Below are 15,461 nucleotides of genomic sequence, written 5' to 3'. Positions count from 1 at the left end.
GGGACTTGCGCACCGTTGCGCCGCCCCGCGCGCGACCGTTTACGGATTTTGTCGACACCCGCAAAGGAAAAGGACGCTTGAACGGCGTGCGTCCAAGCGTCCTTGCGCATCTTCGGGAGCGGCCGCGCGGGGGCTCAGCCGGCTCGGGCGGGTCCGAACGTCGGGTTGGAGGCGTCCGGTCCGAGCGGCCGTGGCGGCCGCCCCGGGATGCGGATCCTAGTCCTCGGCGTCTTCGTCGCCAGTCGGCCCGACCAGCAATTCCTCTTCGATCGCCTCCTTGGCGCCGCGCACCTGACGTTCGATCTGCTGGGCGATGTCTGGGTTGTTCTTGAGGAACTCCCGCGCGTTATCGCGGCCCTGGCCGATACGGGTCGAGTTCCAGGAGAACCACGAGCCCGACTTCTCGATAACGCCGGCCTTGACGCCGAGATCGATGATCTCGCCCAGCTTGGAGATGCCCTCGCCGTACATGATGTCGAACTCGACCTCGCGGAACGGCGGGGCCACCTTGTTCTTCACCACCTTCACGCGGACGTTGTTGCCGAGGATCTCGTCCCGCACCTTCACCGAGCCGGTGCGGCGGATGTCGAGACGCACAGAGGCGTAGAACTTCAGTGCGTTGCCGCCGGTGGTGGTTTCCGGGCTTCCGTACATCACCCCGATCTTGTGGCGGATCTGGTTGATGAAGATGACCAAAGTCTTGGACTTGGAGATTGAACCCGTCAGCTTGCGCAGCGCCTGGCTCATCAGGCGGGCCTGCAGGCCGGGCAGTTGGTCGCCCATTTCGCCTTCGATTTCGGCCCGCGGCGTCAGCGCCGCCACCGAGTCGATGACGATCACGTCGATCGCGCCGGAGCGCACCAGGGTGTCGGTGATCTCCAGGGCCTGCTCGCCAGTGTCCGGCTGCGAGACCAGGAGATCGTCCAGATTGACGCCCAGCTTGTTGGCGTACTGCGGGTCCAGCGCGTGCTCGGCGTCGACGAACGCGGCGACGCCGCCGGCCTTCTGCACCTCGGCCACGACGTGCAGGGCCAGGGTGGTCTTGCCGGAGCTTTCCGGACCGTAGATCTCGATGATCCGCCCCTTGGGCAGGCCGCCGATGCCGAGCGCGAGGTCGAGCCCCAGCGAGCCGGTGGACACCGCCTCAACCTCGATATGGCTCTTTTCGCCCAGCTTCATCACCGAGCCTTTGCCAAAGGCCCGATCGATTTGCGCAATCGCCGCTTCCAGAGCGCGTTGCTTATCGCCTTCTTCTCGTCCCACGAGCTTCAACGCCGACTGACTCATTCAAGGCGCCCCTTGTTTCATGATTCCAACCCGACAGTCCGTGCCCGCAAGCGGCGTCCGCGTCCGTCGGAACAAGGCGTACGCGCTTTGTTCCTGGTTCACAAGATGTTCTTTCAGCGCCAGCGCTCGTCCTACGTCCGAAACTGGCGCAGACCCGGCGATCTCTCAGAAGTCGTAGGTGGCTGTCAGGCCGAACCGACGCGGCCGTGGCGCGATCGACAGCGGCTGTCGGCCGGTCGTGGCGAAACTCGGATCATCAGCGTCAGTCAGGTTCTCGATGAACGCGCTGATCGTCCAGCGCGCGGCCCGTACGAAGGCTCGGGTGTTGATCAGCCAGTAGTCGCCCAGCGCCACATCCGCGACGCCGCCAGGGTTGAAGGTGCTGTTCGAGCGCCCGACATAGGCCGCGTCGCCTCGCAGCATGAACTCCAGGCCGCCGCCGAGCTCGCGGCGATACTCCAGCCAGCCGTCCGCTGCCACGCGCGGCACCGCCGGAATGCGGTCGCCGGCCGAGCCCAGGCCCACCCCGTCGGCGCTGGCCTGGTCGCTGGTCAGGATCGCGTCGGTCAGAGCCAGGTTCGCCCCGCCCCGCAGCGTCGGGTTGAAGACAAAGCTGATGTCGGCCTCCAGCCCATTGACCCGCGCCTGCCCCAGGTTGGTGATGAAGGAGAACGCCCCGTTCATGCTGTTGGCGTTGTACTGCATGTCGCGCCAGTCGATGTGGTAGAGCGCGGCGTTGACGGCCAGGCGGTTGTTCAACCAAGCGCCCTTGAGGCCGAGTTCGTAGTTCCAAAGCGAGTCCGCACCGTAGACTGCGAGGTTCAACGGCAGGCCGGGCACGGTGTTCACCCCGCCCGGCCGGAAGCCCTGGGACGCTTGAGCATACCCCATCGTCGACGGCCCGAACCGATGGCTGGCCAGGAACTTGAGGCTCCAGCCACTCTCCTCCACACCGTTGCGGAAGTTGGCCTCCGAGGTGTTGGAGATGACGTTGACGACAAGGGCCCTGCCTTCGGTCCGCTTGTCGTAGGCGAAACGGCGGGCCCCCATCACGAAGGATGTGTCGCGGTCGGCGCCCAGCGTCACCTCCCCGTAGACCGCGCGCTGCGTCAGGCGGCTGTCGACGATGCGCCGGCCGGTGAAATCGCCATGGCGCGGCAGGCCCGTGACCGGATCGCCGACGATGACCTGGCTGTCGATGATGTCGCTGCGCACCTCGCGGAACACGCCGGCGGTCCAGGCCAGGAAGCCCGGCGTATCCGACTGCAGCCGGACTTCCTCGACGTCGGCGTTGAGGTCGATGGGCTGATAGAGCAGTCCGGGCGCGCGGCTGTCGACATAGGCCGAGTAGGCGGAGAGCTGCGAGGGCGTGCAGGTCCCCGAAATCGGGATCTGGAGATAGCGCTTGCAGCCGTCGATGCTGAGCCGTTCGCTCTGCAGAGTTCCGGTGTAGTCGATTTGACGCGTGCTCGTCCATGTATAGGACGCGGCGTTGGCGGCGAGCCTCAAACCGGAGAAGCGCCAGGACAGCGCGCCTTCGTACATCGTCATCTGGCTGTCGAATGGGGTGCGCACGAAGCCGTAGGAGACGTTGGGCGGTGCGCCCGCCCAGCCGCCGCTGGTGTCGCCTTCGCGGGTGTCCTGGTGCGCGGCGGTCAGGTTGACCTGCAGGTCGTTGTCGAACTGGAATCCGACCCCCAGACGCGCGCCCCAGGCGGCGCTGTCGTTGATTCCCTTCAGCCTCAGCCGCCGGTTTTCGAGATAGGCCGGATCGCGGCGGTGATAGGCCGCCAGCCTCACGCCGACCCTGTCTTTCAAGAGCGGCTGGTTGACGACCAGCGTCTCGGCCTCGCCCCAGTAGCCCGCATTGGTCGAAACCTCGCCTGACAGCGATGCGCTGGGCTCGCTCAGGTCCGGCCGCTTGAAGACCACCTTGAGCGCGCCGCCCATGGCGCTGGATCCGTAGAGCGTTCCCTGCGGCCCGCGCAGCAATTCCATCCGCTCGACGTCGACCAGCAGGAACTCGGGCGAGGAACCGCCGGGATCGGCGGTCGTGCCGCTGGGACCGGTCACCGGCACGTCGTCGTAATAGAGCGCGGTGGTCGCCTCGCCCGAGCCGTAGACGCCGCGCAGACTGAACCGATTTCGCCCGGTGCCGGTGCTGGTCTGGGTCAGGCCCGGCATCAGCGTCGCGGCCTGAGTGAACGTCGCCGCCCCGGCTCGAGTGAGATCCTCGCCGGAGAAGGCGCGTACCGACATCGGCGTCAGGCGGTCCAGGGTCGGGCGGCGCAGGGCGGTGACCACCAGGCCTTCGATCTCGGCCTCGGGTTCCTCGACTGTCGGCTGCAGGGCCTGTTCGACCAGATAGCGCCCCTGGAACTCACGCCACGTGAGCCCGGAGCCGCGGAGCAGCGCATTGAGCGCGGCGTCGGACTCCATCCGCCCAAAAACCGCCTTGCTTCGACGGCCGGCGACCATGGCCGGCGTGAAGAGAATGTCGCGGTCGCTTTGCGCCGAGAACATGGTCAGCGCCCGGTCGAGAGACGCCCCAGCCGGAATCGCAAATTGCGCCCGGCGGCCCGCCGCCTCGGCCGCGGTCGCGGACAGCACGGCCGACGACGCGCACGCAACGACGATCCCGAGACGGAGAATACTCAACGGCTACAAGGCTCCGCGCCAACGCCACGGCCTTCCGACACCCGCGGTTCTAAAGCCAGCCCCTCGCGGCGGCCACTGCGCTCTTTGCCGCTCTCGGCCCCCATGGCGCCGACGACTGCTCCACCGTTGCACGAAAACACAGCAGCTCCCGGAACGAACGTGGAGGCTTCCCAAACGTCATTGACCTAGGCGCCCCCATCAACAACCATGACGCCAATAAGACATTTCGGGGTGTTCAGGAAATTTCCATGGCGTGGGCGGAAACGACCGGTGCCAGGGGCGAGCCGGAGGGATTGGCGCACGCGTCGATCCCATACCAGCAAGCCTTACGCGCTTTCTTTCGGCGACGAGCCGACGGACACGAAATCGACGACCTGATTCAGGAAGTGCTCCTGCGGCTGCACAACCGCCGCCAGGGCGGCGAGGTCACGAACCTCTCAAGCTTCATCTTTCAGACCGCAACCAACGTCCTGCTAGACCGCCGCCGCCGCGACACGGTGAGGCGCCGCGGCGCGCACTGTGAGCTGGAAGAAGCCCACCACCCGCTCGACGAACTGTCTCCCGACCGGATTTTGCAGGCCAAGCAGGAAGCTTCCGTGGCGTTGGAAGCCCTAAATCAACTTTCGCCCCGCACACGTGCGGCTTTCATGCTCGTCCGTTTCGAGGGCTTGAGCTACAAGGCTACTGCGGCGCAACTCGGCATCTCGGTGAGCGCTGTCGAGAAACACGTCACCAAGGCTCTCCGGGTCGTTTCGATCCGGCTGCAGGAAATCGATGAACGACAACCAACGACAAATCGGTCTTTCCGGTAATCCGGACGCCGCGTCGTGGTTTGTGCGGTTGCAGCGCCACCCCGACGACAGGGGTGTTCAGAACGAATTCGAGACCTGGCTGGCGGCTGATCCCGCCCACCGCGACGACTGGGCGCTGGTCAGCGGCGCGTGGGATCGCTTCGGCGACCTCAAGGACGATCCGCAGATCTTGGCCGCGCGCGAGGCGCTGAAGGCCGACCTCGCCGCCAAACGGCGGCGTCCGCACATGCGTTGGGCGGCGGGCATCGCCGCCACCATCGTCACCGCCGGCTCCATGCTGGGCTACGGAGCCTGGCGACACGCCCAGAACATCGACGCCGCGCCGGCGGCGGTGGTCGCCGCCGCGCCGCACGCGCTGGCGGTCTATCGCACCCCGGTCGGCGGCCAGCAGATCGTGACCCTGCAGGACGGCTCGAAGGTCACTCTCAGCACCGACACCGAGGTGCGGTTGACCGATTGGAACGAGCGTCGCGGCCTGACTCTCGTGCGCGGCGAAGCCTATTTCGAAGTCGCCAAGAACCCTCAGAAGCCCTTCGTCGTGACCGCCGCCGGACGGACGGTCACAGCGCTCGGCACGGCGTTCGACGTCCGCGTCGATCCCGGCCGCTGGTCGGTGAGCCTGGTCGAGGGCAAGGTCCGCGTCGCGGCCGCCCACACCAGCGTGGAAATGACGCCCGGCCACCATCTGGTCCAGACCGGCGCCGCGCCCTGGACGGTCGAAAAGCGCAACCTCGCCGAGCTGACGAGCTGGCGCGACGGCAGCCTCGTGTTCGAGAACCGTCCGCTGGCGTCCATCGTCGAGGAAATGAACCGCTACTCGCCCCGCAAGGTGCGGATCGCCGACGCGAATCTCGCTGCGACCCCGCTCAGCGGACGCTTCAAGACCGGCGACATGGCCGGTTTCGTCGCCACGCTCGAGGCCTACGGCATGGTCAAGACGGGCGACAGCTCCTCGAACGTCATCGACCTCTACCCGCCCGCGGGACAGTGAGGATTTAAGACGCGATTGCGTCTTGAAGGGGAGCGGCAGCGCCCTTATGCGCCGCCGTCCTGGAGGACCCATGAAACTGATTTCGAAGGCGCTGGCGACCAGCGCGCTCTGCGCCACGGCCTGGCTTGCCGCCTCGGCCGCCACCGCCGCCCCGCTCACGGCCGCCGACAAGAGCCAGCTCACCGCGGCTGTCGACGCCTACACGCCGAAGATGAACGACGCGGCCCTGAAGATCTGGAGCTTCGCCGAGCTCGGCTATCAGGAGACCAAGAGCAGCGCCCTTCTCCAGGATCAGCTGAAGGCCGCCGGCTTCAAGGTCCAAGCCGGCGTCGCCGGCGAGCCGACCGGCTTCGTCGCCAGCTTCAAGAACGGCACGGGTCCGGTGATCGCGATCCTGGCCGAGTTCGACGCCCTTCCGGGCCTGTCGCAGGCCGCGGTCCCGACCAAGCAACCGATCGCCGGCCAAGACAACGGCCATGGCTGCGGCCACAGCCTGTTCGGCGCGGCCTCCGTGGCCAGCGCCGTGGCGCTGAAGCAATGGATGGTCGCCAACAAGGTCCAGGGCGAAGTGCGCGTCTACGGCACGCCGGCCGAAGAAGGCGGCTCCGGCAAGGTCTACATGGTCCGCGACGGCCTGTTCAACGACGTCGACATCACCCTGCACTGGCACCCGGGCAACACCAACTCGGCCAACCAGGGCACCTCGATGGCCAACATCAGCGGCAAGTTCCGCTTCTACGGCCAGTCCAGCCACGCCTCGGGCGCCCCGTGGGCTGGCCGCTCGGCCCTGGACGGCGTCGAGATCATGAACGTCGCCAACAACTATCTGCGCGAGCACATCCCGGACCGCACGCGGATCCACTACGTGGTCACCAACGGCGGCAAGGCCCCGAACGTCGTGCCGGACTTCGCCGAGGTCTACTATTACGTCCGCAACGCTGACCCGAAGATCGTCGTCGACGTGATGGACCGGGTGAAGAAGGCCGCTGAGGGCGCGGCCATGATCACCGGCACCAAGGTTGAGTTCGAACAGACCGGCGGCGTTTACAACCTGCTGCCCAACGACGTGCTGGGCAAGGTGATGTACCAGTCGCTGAACGACGTCGGCGGGATCACCTGGACCGCTGAAGAGACCAAGTTCGCCCAGCAGTTGGCCAAGTCCCTGCCGAACGGCGGCGGCGACCTGTCGTCAGTCGGCAAGATCCAGCCCTACAAGGACGCCGACACCTCGGGCGACGCCGGCGGCGGCTCGACCGACGTGGCCGACGTTTCGTGGGTCACCCCGACCGTGGGTCTTTCGACCGCCACCTTCGTGCCCGGCTCAGCCGGCCACAGTTGGCAGAACGTGGCCGCGGCCGGCATGAGCATCGGTCTCAAGGGCGCGGCCGTCGCGGCCAAGACCCTGTCGCTGACCGGCGCCGAACTGCTGTCGAACCCGGAGCTGATCGCCCAGGCCAAGGCCGAGCTGAAGCAGCGCCAGGGCGCCGACTTCAACTACAAGTCGATGGTCGGCGATCGCAAGCCGCCGCTCGACTACCGCAAGGCCGGCGGCGCCGAGTAAAGCCGCATGCGGGGGCCGGCCGCGCCGGCCCCCGTCTTTTCAACGCCCCGGTATCCCCCGCCGCGTTGAATTTTGATCCGCAACTGCAGGTGCGGAATCGAAGCCAGCTTGCGTCTCGTCTACTGAGGCAGGTCCATTTGTGGGGCCGCCAGTTCTGGCAATCGAGACGGGGGATGGAATGACGCGAAAACACGCAATGGCGGGCGCCGCACTGGCGCTGGTCATGATCATGGGTGGAGCCGCCAATGCGGCGAGCATCACCCCGCCCAGCGAGGCCTTCGCCCAGAACCCGGGCAGCGACTACTTCCTCGCCGACTACACGGCCTATGAGGCCTATCTGAAGACCCTGGCCTCGCAATCCGACCGCATGAAGCTGGTCGACTTCGGCAAGTCCGAAGAGGGCCGCACCCAGTGGATGGCGGTGGTCTCCTCGCCCGCCAACCTCGCCAAGCTCGACCACTACAAATCCATCTCCAAGCGCCTGGCCAAAGCCGAGGGCCTGTCGAAGGAAGAAGCCGCGAAGCTGGCGGCCGAAGGCAAGGCGGTGGTCTGGATCGACGCCGGCCTGCACGCCACCGAAACTGTGACCTCGCAGGGCCAGATCCAGGTGCTCTACCGGATGCTGACCATGAACGATCCGGAGACGCTCCGGATGCTGGACGACGTCATCATCCTGTTCGCGCACGACAATCCGGACGGCATGGAGCTGGTGTCGGACTGGTACATGCGCCAGGAGGACCCGAAGAAGCGCGAGTTCAACTCGATCCCGCGCCTGTACCAGAAGTACGTGGGCCACGATAACAACCGCGACAGCTACATGTCGCAGATGGCTGAGACGACCAACGTCAACAAGCAGTTGTTCCGCGAGTGGTTCCCGCAGATCATCTTCAACCAGCACCAGACCGGCCCGACGGGCATGGTGGTGTTCGTTCCGCCGTTCCGCGACCCGTTCAACTACAACTACGACCCGCTGGTCATGACCTCCCTCCAGGAAGTCGGGATGGCCATGCACAGCCGCCTGGTCGCCGAGGACAAGCCCGGCTCGGGCGCGCGCAGCGCAGCCTCGTACTCCACCTGGCACAACGGGATGGAGCGCTCGATCGCCTACTTCCACAACTCGATCGGCCTCCTGACCGAGATCATCGGCGGCCCGACCCCCGAGACCGTGAAGCTGGTGCCGAACCTGCAGCTGCCGAACGGCGACCGGCCGATGCCGATCGCCCCGCAGACCTGGCGACTGTCGCAGACCGTCGAGTACCAGTGGACGATGAACCGCGCGGTCATCGACTACGCCTCGCGCAACCGCGAACGCCTGCTGTCCAACATCTACAAGATGGGCGCGAACAGCATCGAGCGCGGCTCAAAGGACAGCTGGACCACGACCCCGACCAAGATCGACGAGCTGAACGAGGCGGCCAAGAACGCCAAGCCCGCCGCCGAGGACGACATGATGGCCTCGTTCTTCGGCCGCGCCGGCGCGGTCGATCCGAAGCTCTACAGCGTGCTGCAGAAGCCCGAGGAACGCGATCCGCGCGGCTTCATCATCCCGTCGGACCAGGCCGACATGCCGACCGTCACCGCGTTCGTGAACGCACTGATCAAGACCGGCGTGGACGTCGACCGGGCCACCAAGGCGTTCAAGGTCGGAACCAAGACCTATCCGGCCGGCTCCTACGTGGTGAAGGCCGCCCAGGCCTATCGCCCGCACGTGCTCGACATGTTCGAGCCGCAGGACCACCCGCACGACCTCGAGTATCCGGGCGGCCCGCCCAAGGCACCCTACGACATCACCGGCTACACCCTGGCCTACCAGATGGGGATCAAGTTCGACCGCATCCTGGACGGCTTCGAGGCGCCGACCGAACGCCTTCCGGACCTCGTGCCGGTGCAAGCCGGCTCGGTGAAGGGCTCGGGCAAGGCCGGCTGGCTGATCAGCCACGAGACCAACCAGAGCTTCACCCTGACCAACCGCCTACTGAAGGCCGGTCAGCAGGTGTTCTGGTTGAAAGACGGCGCCAAGGCCGGCAAGAACAGTTTCGGTCCGGGCGCGATCTGGGTTCCGGCCTCCGCCGAAGCTCGGGCGGTCATCGCCAAGGGCGTGAAGGATCTGGGCATCGACGCCTTCGCCGTCGGCGCCAAGCCGGCCGGCGAGGCCCTGCCGCTGAAGCCAGTGCGCATCGGCCTGGTCGACGTCTATGGCGGCTCGATGCCCTCGGGCTGGAACCGCTGGCTGTTCGAGCAGTTCGAAGCGCCCTTCGAGGTGGTCTATCCGCAGCGTCTCGACGCCGGTGACCTGGACAAGGATTACGACGTCCTGGTCTTCGCCGACGGCGTGATCCCGGCGCCGCAGGGCGGTCCGTTCCGCGCCGGCCGGGGCTTCCCGCAGCCGAAGGCCGAGGACATTCCGGCCGAGTTCCGGCCGTGGCTGGGCGCGATCACCGACGACAAGACGCTGCCGCAGGTGGCCGACTTCGCCAAGAACGGCGGCACGGTGATCACCATCGGCTCGTCCTCGCGTCTGGCGACCGTGATCGGCGCGCCGGTCGAGGTGGCGGTGGCCAAGAAGGACGGCGACAAGCTGGTCGGCCTGTCGAACAAGGAATTCTACATTCCGGGTTCGGTGCTGCGCGCCAAGGTCGATAACCGCCAGCCGCTCGCCTACGGCATCCCGCAGGACGTGGACGTGTTCTTCGACCGCAGCCCGACCTTCAACCTGAAGGCTTCTGCGAGCGGCGTGGCGCGCGTCTCGTGGTTCGACACCGATGCTCCGCTGCGCAGCGGCTGGGCCGTCGGCCAGGAGAAGCTGAAGGGTTCGACCGGCGTCCTCGACATCGACGTGGGCAAGGGCAAGCTGTTCGTGATGGGCCCGGAAGTGACCCAGCGGGCGCAGTCGTACGGGACCTTCAAGTTCCTGTTCAACGGCCTGCTCTACGGCCCGGCCGTGGCCAAGAAGTAGGCGTCTCCCCAGGACGCCGACGCCAGGCGGCGACGCCCGGTGCGACATGAGCGCCGGACCTTCGGGTCCGGCGCTCTTTTTTTTGCCGTCGCCGCGCCTGGAGGCGGGCAACAGAAAGGGCGCCGGCCTTTCGACCGACGCCCTTCGCCGCCAAGGACGCAGCGGCTTGTGGCGACAGGGGCGGTGGGGCCGCCCCCGTCGCCGTAGGTCCTAGAAACGCTTGCGGACGCCCACGTAGTAGGTGCGGCCCATGACGTCGTAGTTCTGTTGGTCGTAGTTGTACTCGGTGTCGCCAGCCTGCGGCGGGTTCTGGTTGAGCAGGTTGTTGACGCCGAAGCGCAGGTCGGTCTCCCACGGCAGCTTCACGCGGCCGTTCAGGTCGAAGATGTTGTAGGCCTTCACACCGCGGGCGGTGCTGGTCGGGCTGACGACCGTGGCCGAGTTCTTCATCTCGCTGATATAGCGCCAGCGCAGGCCGACGCTGGCCGGGCCGCGGGTGTAGGTCGCCGAAGTGACCGACTTCCACTCCGGGTGAGCCTGGCCGGCGCTGGTCTCGACGGCCGTGCCCCAGGTGCCGGCGTAGTCGTAGGTCGCCGCATTCGGCAGGTTCTGGATCTTGAACTGGTCGAGCCAGCCGATCGAGACGTTGAACGCCAGCGAACCGGCGTCTTCGCTCAGACCGACGTCCATCAGGTCGATGTTCCAGTCGAACTGGAAGTCGATGCCGGTGGTTTCGAACTGACCAAGGTTCTGCAGCGGCTGAACCGGGTTCAGCGGCACGCCGGACGCCGTGTTACGCGCGATCAGCTGGCAGTAGTAGTTGTTCGGATCGAAGGTCGGGTTCGCGCCGCCCGCGTTGTAGCAGAACTGGAACGAGTTCTTGATCGGCAGGCTGCCGACGGCGTCCTTCACCTTGATGCTGTAGTAGTCGATCGAGGCCGACATGCGGCTCAGCAGCGGGTGATCGAACGGCGACTGGATGACCGCCCCGAACGAGAAGGTGTCGGCGGTTTCTTCTTGCAGGTCCGGGTTGCCGCCGGTGAGCGCGAACACCTGGGCGGTGCCCAGCTGGTAGCTGTCGATGATCGCGTTCGGGACGCCTTGGGCCAGGCAGAGCGCCCGGACCTGAGCGGCGCTAGCGCCCTGACGGAACGAAGAGCGGACGTCGCAGGGGTCGCCGTCGGTGTTGGTCGGGCCGGCGGTGCCAATGGCCACCGAACCCGTCGAGACCGGCGCGTAGAGTTCGCCGACGCTCGGAGCGCGGATGGCGCGGTTGTAGCCGCCGCGGAAGCGCAGGCTGTCGATGACCGACCAGTCGAAGTCGATCTTGTAGGTGCTGATCGCGCCGACCGACGAGTAGTCCGAGAAGCGGTAGCCGAGGTTGGTGTTCAGCTCCTTGACGAACGGCAGGTCCTTCAGGAGCGGAACCAGCAGTTCGCCGAAGGCTTCGTAGGTGTCGACCGAACCCGAAGCGTCACGAAGCACGCTGTAGCCCAGGACGTCCGAGGTGCCGTCGGGCTGGTTCAGCTGGCTGTCCGGGGTGAAGGTGTACTCGTTCGAACGGTAGTCGACGCCGGCCGCGAAGCGGATCTCGCCGGCGGGCAGTTCGAAGAGGCCGCCCTGGACGCTGGCTTCGAGGATGCGCTGTTCAAGCTCGTTCTGGTTCAGCGTGCGGCGGCTGATGTAGCGGATGCAGTCGCCCGACGGCGTCAGGTTGCCGAAGGGGTTCCAGCCGCCGGCGCAGTATTCCGTGCCGCCGGTGGGGCTGCGAAGCAGGCGATTGACCGCGCTGGCGCTGGCGCCGCCGTTCTGCTCGTTGTCGAACTTGGCCTTCGAAAACGAGGCGTAGGCGTCCCAGGTCCAGTCCTTGAACCCGACATCGCCCGAGAGGCCGCTGGTCAACTGATAGACGGTGTAGCTGTACTTCTGGATCCGCGGGCCCAGGATGTTCAGGGCCTTGTAGAAGGTGAAGTCGCCGCCCGGGGTCGGACGCGAGGCCAGGATCGTGCGGAAGTCGGCCGGGATGTACGGGTTCGAGACCGGAACCGTCAGGCCGTAGACGTTCGAGGCCAGGGTCGGGTTGGTGATGCCGACCGACTCGTAGTCCGTGAAGGTGAACTGGGTGAAGAACTTGATGTTGTCGGTCAGGTCGTAGTCGATCTTGCCGAACACCGCATAGCGGTCGAGGTCCGACTGCATCGAGGCGCCGTCATAGCCGAAGTTGACCTGCTGCTGGGTGCCGGCCGCGTTCGAGTTGACGATGTAGGCGTCGTTGGTCTGCGGATCGCGGAAGTTCCGCACCGGCACGCCGGCGGTCGAGAAGATCGTCTGGTCGGTGTTGAAGCCGATCTGGCCGGTGTAGCGGCCGGCGGCGTTGCCGGTCAGGGCCGGGGTGCCGTACTTGCCGACGAACACGCCGTTGACCGAGGCCAGGGTCGGCAGGTTGGCGCCGAACAGGACGGTGCCTTGCGGAATGGTCGAGAGGCCCGGGGTCGTCAGGCGGAAGACGAACCAGTCGCGGGCGCTCTGCAGCGCGATGTCGCGGTTGGTGTAGTCGACCGACAGCACGGCGCGGCCGCGGCCTTCGTCGAAGGCCCGGCCGGCGGTCAGCGAGACCTTGAAGGATTCGCCGTCACCGTGTTCCGAGATGCCGTACTGGCTGTCGACGGTGATGCCTTCGAAGTTGCGCTTCAGACGGAAATTCACGACGCCGGCGGTGGCGTCCGAGCCATAGGCGGTCGAGGCGCCGCCGGTGATGACTTCGACGTTCTCGATCAGGGCTTCGGGAATGGTGTTGAGGTCGACCGAACCGTCCGGGTTCGACGGCTGCAGGCGACGGCCGTCCATGAGGATCAGGGTGCGCTTGGCGCCGAGGCCGCGCAGCGAGGCGTAGGACTGACCGCCGTTCAGGCCGGTGGAGGTCGAGCCAGTGTTCCCTTGACCGAACGAGCCGGTGAACTGCGGCATCTGCGACAGCGACTTCTCGACGGTCACCTGACCGGTGTTCTCGATGGCGGCCTGGCCGACGGACACGATCGGGCTGTTGGCGACGTAGTCGGGCCGGGCGATACGCGAACCGGTGACGACCACCTCCTCAACCGCGGTGGTGTTGTCCTGCGCCTGCGCCACCCCGCCGGCGAGCAGGGCGCCATAGGCCACGCCCCCGACCATCAGCCACTTCAAAGAACTCGAATTCATCCGTCCGCCCTTGTTATTTGACGACGCACCCCTCGCGCGTCCGGACCCCAAGACGCAGGGGTTCCAAGGACCCACATGTCTGATCTGTAATTTTTTGCAGCGCGGCGCCGCGGCCTTGATGAGTGCGGCTTTTGCGCCTCGCCTGATCCTCCGGCGCCCACTGGACAGGCGCGCGACGCGGTTCGCAAAATGGGCGCGCACGCTCGCGAGCCGGGCTTGCGATGCTCAGTGAACGGAAGTTGAGACCCTTGCTCGCCGCCCCGCCCCCGCTGCCACCCGCAACCGCCCAGGCCCTGGGTCAGGCCCGCGCATTGGGTCGCGCCGGGCGGCTGTCCGAAGCCGAACGCCTGTATCGCACGGTGCTTGCGGCCGATGCGACCTGCGCCCAAGCGGCCGTCGCTCTGGCACGGCTGCTGACCGGACAAGGGCGCGCAGCCGAGGCCGAGACGCTGGCCCGACCCTTCACTCAAGGCGAACATCCCTGGCACGAGGCGCTGTCAGCCCGGGCCGCGGCGCTGAAGGCGCTCGACCGCAAGCCGGAGTCGCTGGCCGACTATCAACGCGCAGCGGAACTCAACCCTGGCAGCGGCGTCGCCGCCCACAACGTCGCCTCTGGGCTGGGTGATGCGGGCCGCGACCGCGAAGCCGTCGCCGAGGCCGAACGTGCTTTTTCGCTTGGGCTCGATGCACCGGAGACTTGGCTGGTCTACGGCCGGGCGCTGCAAGGACTGCGACGGTTCGACGACGCCGAGGCCGCCTTTCGCAGCGCCGTCGCTCGCCGTCCGACCTATGCCGACGCCCTGCGCGATCTTGGCCAGCTCATCTGGATGCGCTCGGGCGACCAGGCCCTGGCGCTGGCGCCCATCGACGCCGCCCTGGCCGCCGCCGATCCGGCGCTCCGGCCGCTGCTCGCCGGAGTGAAAATCCGCCTGCTCCACCACGTCGCCGGGGAAGTCCAGGCCCTCGCCTTCGCCCAGGCTGCGCTGGCCGCCGCGCCCAGCGACCCGCGCCTGGCGCTGGAGACGGCGGCGCTGTCGCTGAAAGCGGCGCCCGAACGCAGCCGCGAGCTCTGCGCCGCGGTGCTGGCCCGCAATCCGCGCGATCCGACCGCGCGCCGCGCCATGGCCCACGCCTGCCTGGCGCTGGGCGACACGGACGAAGCTGCGCGCATCGCCGAGCGACTGCTGGCCGAGAACCCGGTCGACCAGGAGGCGGCCGCCGCATTGGCCACGGCCTGGCGGGCGGCCGGCGACGCGCGCTACCGCAACCTCTGGGACTACGCCGCCCTCGTGCGCGCCCAGTCCATCGACACGCCGGACGGGTGGAGCAGTCTTGAGGCCTATCTCGCCGACCTGCGCGTCGCGCTGGCCGAGTTGCACGCCCTGGAGGCCCATCCGCTCGAGCAGTCGGTCCGCGGCGGCACCCAGACCTCGCAGAACCTGCTCGCCTCAGAGCATCCGGTGATCGCGGCTTTCTTCCAGGCGGTCGAAGGCCCGATCGCGGCCTACCGCGCCGCCATCGGCGAGGGCCGCGACATGTTCCGCAGCCGCAACGGCGGCGGCCACCGAGTGCTGGGCGCGTGGTCGGTACGGCTGCGGCCCGGCGGCTTCCACGTCGACCACATCCACCCGCAGGGCTGGATTTCCTCGGCCTGCTACATCGACGTGCCCCAGGCGCTAGGCGACGAGGCCGACCGCGCCGGCTGGCTGCGTTTCGGGGCGCCGCCGATCCCGACGCGGCCGACGCTCGAGGCCGAACACTTCGTGCGGCCCCAACCGGGGCTGCTGGCCCTGTTCCCCTCCTACATGTGGCACGGCACCGTGCCGTTCCGCGGCGATCAGGTGCGCACGACGATCGCGTTCGACATCGCCCCAGCCTAGGCGTCCGCCCGCCTGACCCGCGGAAAGGTTATGGGCCGGCGCCGATTTGGCATGAGGCGCCGGGCCCAGCGTGCGTCTTGATGGAAAGTCGGAATTCCGCGGCCAGGCCGCGCCGACC

At 67.2% G+C, this 15,461-nt stretch carries 8 protein-coding genes; 5 read left to right on the top strand and 3 right to left on the bottom strand.

The features are described 5' to 3' along the window. Positions 1–216: 216 nt before the first annotated feature. Positions 217–1,287: a recombinase RecA gene (recA, locus tag GGQ61_RS13255; protein ID WP_183773497.1), complete on the bottom strand. Its 1,071-nt coding sequence runs from the start codon at positions 1,285–1,287 to the stop codon at positions 217–219. Between the two features lie 165 nt (positions 1,288–1,452). Further along, on the bottom strand, positions 1,453–3,945 hold the full coding sequence (locus tag GGQ61_RS13250) for a TonB-dependent receptor (RefSeq protein WP_183773495.1): 2,493 nt from the start codon (positions 3,943–3,945) through the stop codon (positions 1,453–1,455). A 248-nt stretch (positions 3,946–4,193) separates the two neighbouring features. Between GGQ61_RS13250 and GGQ61_RS13245 the strand changes: the two genes are divergently transcribed. From GGQ61_RS13245 to GGQ61_RS13230, 4 genes are all read left to right on the top strand, one after another. Then, complete coding sequence (locus tag GGQ61_RS13245) at positions 4,194–4,757, top strand: RNA polymerase sigma factor (RefSeq protein WP_183773493.1); 564 nt, start codon at positions 4,194–4,196, stop codon at positions 4,755–4,757. After that, the gene (locus GGQ61_RS13240) at positions 4,720–5,748 is read left to right on the top strand and encodes a FecR family protein (RefSeq protein WP_183773491.1); all 1,029 of its coding nucleotides are present in this window, start codon (positions 4,720–4,722) and stop codon (positions 5,746–5,748) included. The genes GGQ61_RS13245 and GGQ61_RS13240 overlap by 38 nt, the downstream gene beginning before the upstream one ends. 70 nt (positions 5,749–5,818) lie before the next feature. Then, entirely contained in the window at positions 5,819–7,309 is a 1,491-nt protein-coding gene (locus GGQ61_RS13235) for an amidohydrolase (protein ID WP_183773489.1), read from the top strand. A gap of 178 nt (positions 7,310–7,487) precedes the next feature. Next, a complete protein-coding gene (locus GGQ61_RS13230) occupies positions 7,488–10,265 on the top strand; it encodes a M14 family metallopeptidase (RefSeq protein ID WP_183773487.1) in 2,778 nt (925 codons plus the stop codon). A 210-nt stretch (positions 10,266–10,475) separates the two neighbouring features. Here the strand turns inward: GGQ61_RS13230 and GGQ61_RS13225 are convergent, their stop codons facing one another. Then, complete coding sequence (locus GGQ61_RS13225) at positions 10,476–13,463, bottom strand: TonB-dependent receptor domain-containing protein (RefSeq protein ID WP_183773485.1); 2,988 nt, start codon at positions 13,461–13,463, stop codon at positions 10,476–10,478. Between the two features lie 239 nt (positions 13,464–13,702). Between GGQ61_RS13225 and GGQ61_RS13220 the strand changes: the two genes are divergently transcribed. After that, positions 13,703–15,343, top strand: coding sequence for a 2OG-Fe(II) oxygenase family protein (locus GGQ61_RS13220; protein WP_183773483.1), 1,641 nt, complete (start codon positions 13,703–13,705; stop codon positions 15,341–15,343). Positions 15,344–15,461 lie beyond the last annotated feature (118 nt).

Source organism: Phenylobacterium haematophilum (assembly GCF_014196295.1).
GTDB lineage: Bacteria > Pseudomonadota > Alphaproteobacteria > Caulobacterales > Caulobacteraceae > Phenylobacterium > Phenylobacterium haematophilum.
The sequence above is the reverse complement of the archived record's forward strand: the minus strand, read 5'-3'. Positions and strand labels throughout refer to the sequence as shown.

Coding starts and splice junctions, on each gene's coding strand:
- recA (WP_183773497.1), bottom strand. CDS start 1,287: ATGAGTCAGTCGGCGTTGAAGCTCGTGGGACGAGAAGAAGGCGATAAG.
- GGQ61_RS13245 (WP_183773493.1), top strand. CDS start 4,194: ATGGCGTGGGCGGAAACGACCGGTGCCAGGGGCGAGCCGGAGGGATTG.
- GGQ61_RS13240 (WP_183773491.1), top strand. CDS start 4,720: ATGAACGACAACCAACGACAAATCGGTCTTTCCGGTAATCCGGACGCC.
- GGQ61_RS13235 (WP_183773489.1), top strand. CDS start 5,819: ATGAAACTGATTTCGAAGGCGCTGGCGACCAGCGCGCTCTGCGCCACG.
- GGQ61_RS13230 (WP_183773487.1), top strand. CDS start 7,488: ATGACGCGAAAACACGCAATGGCGGGCGCCGCACTGGCGCTGGTCATG.
- GGQ61_RS13225 (WP_183773485.1), bottom strand. CDS start 13,463: ATGAATTCGAGTTCTTTGAAGTGGCTGATGGTCGGGGGCGTGGCCTAT.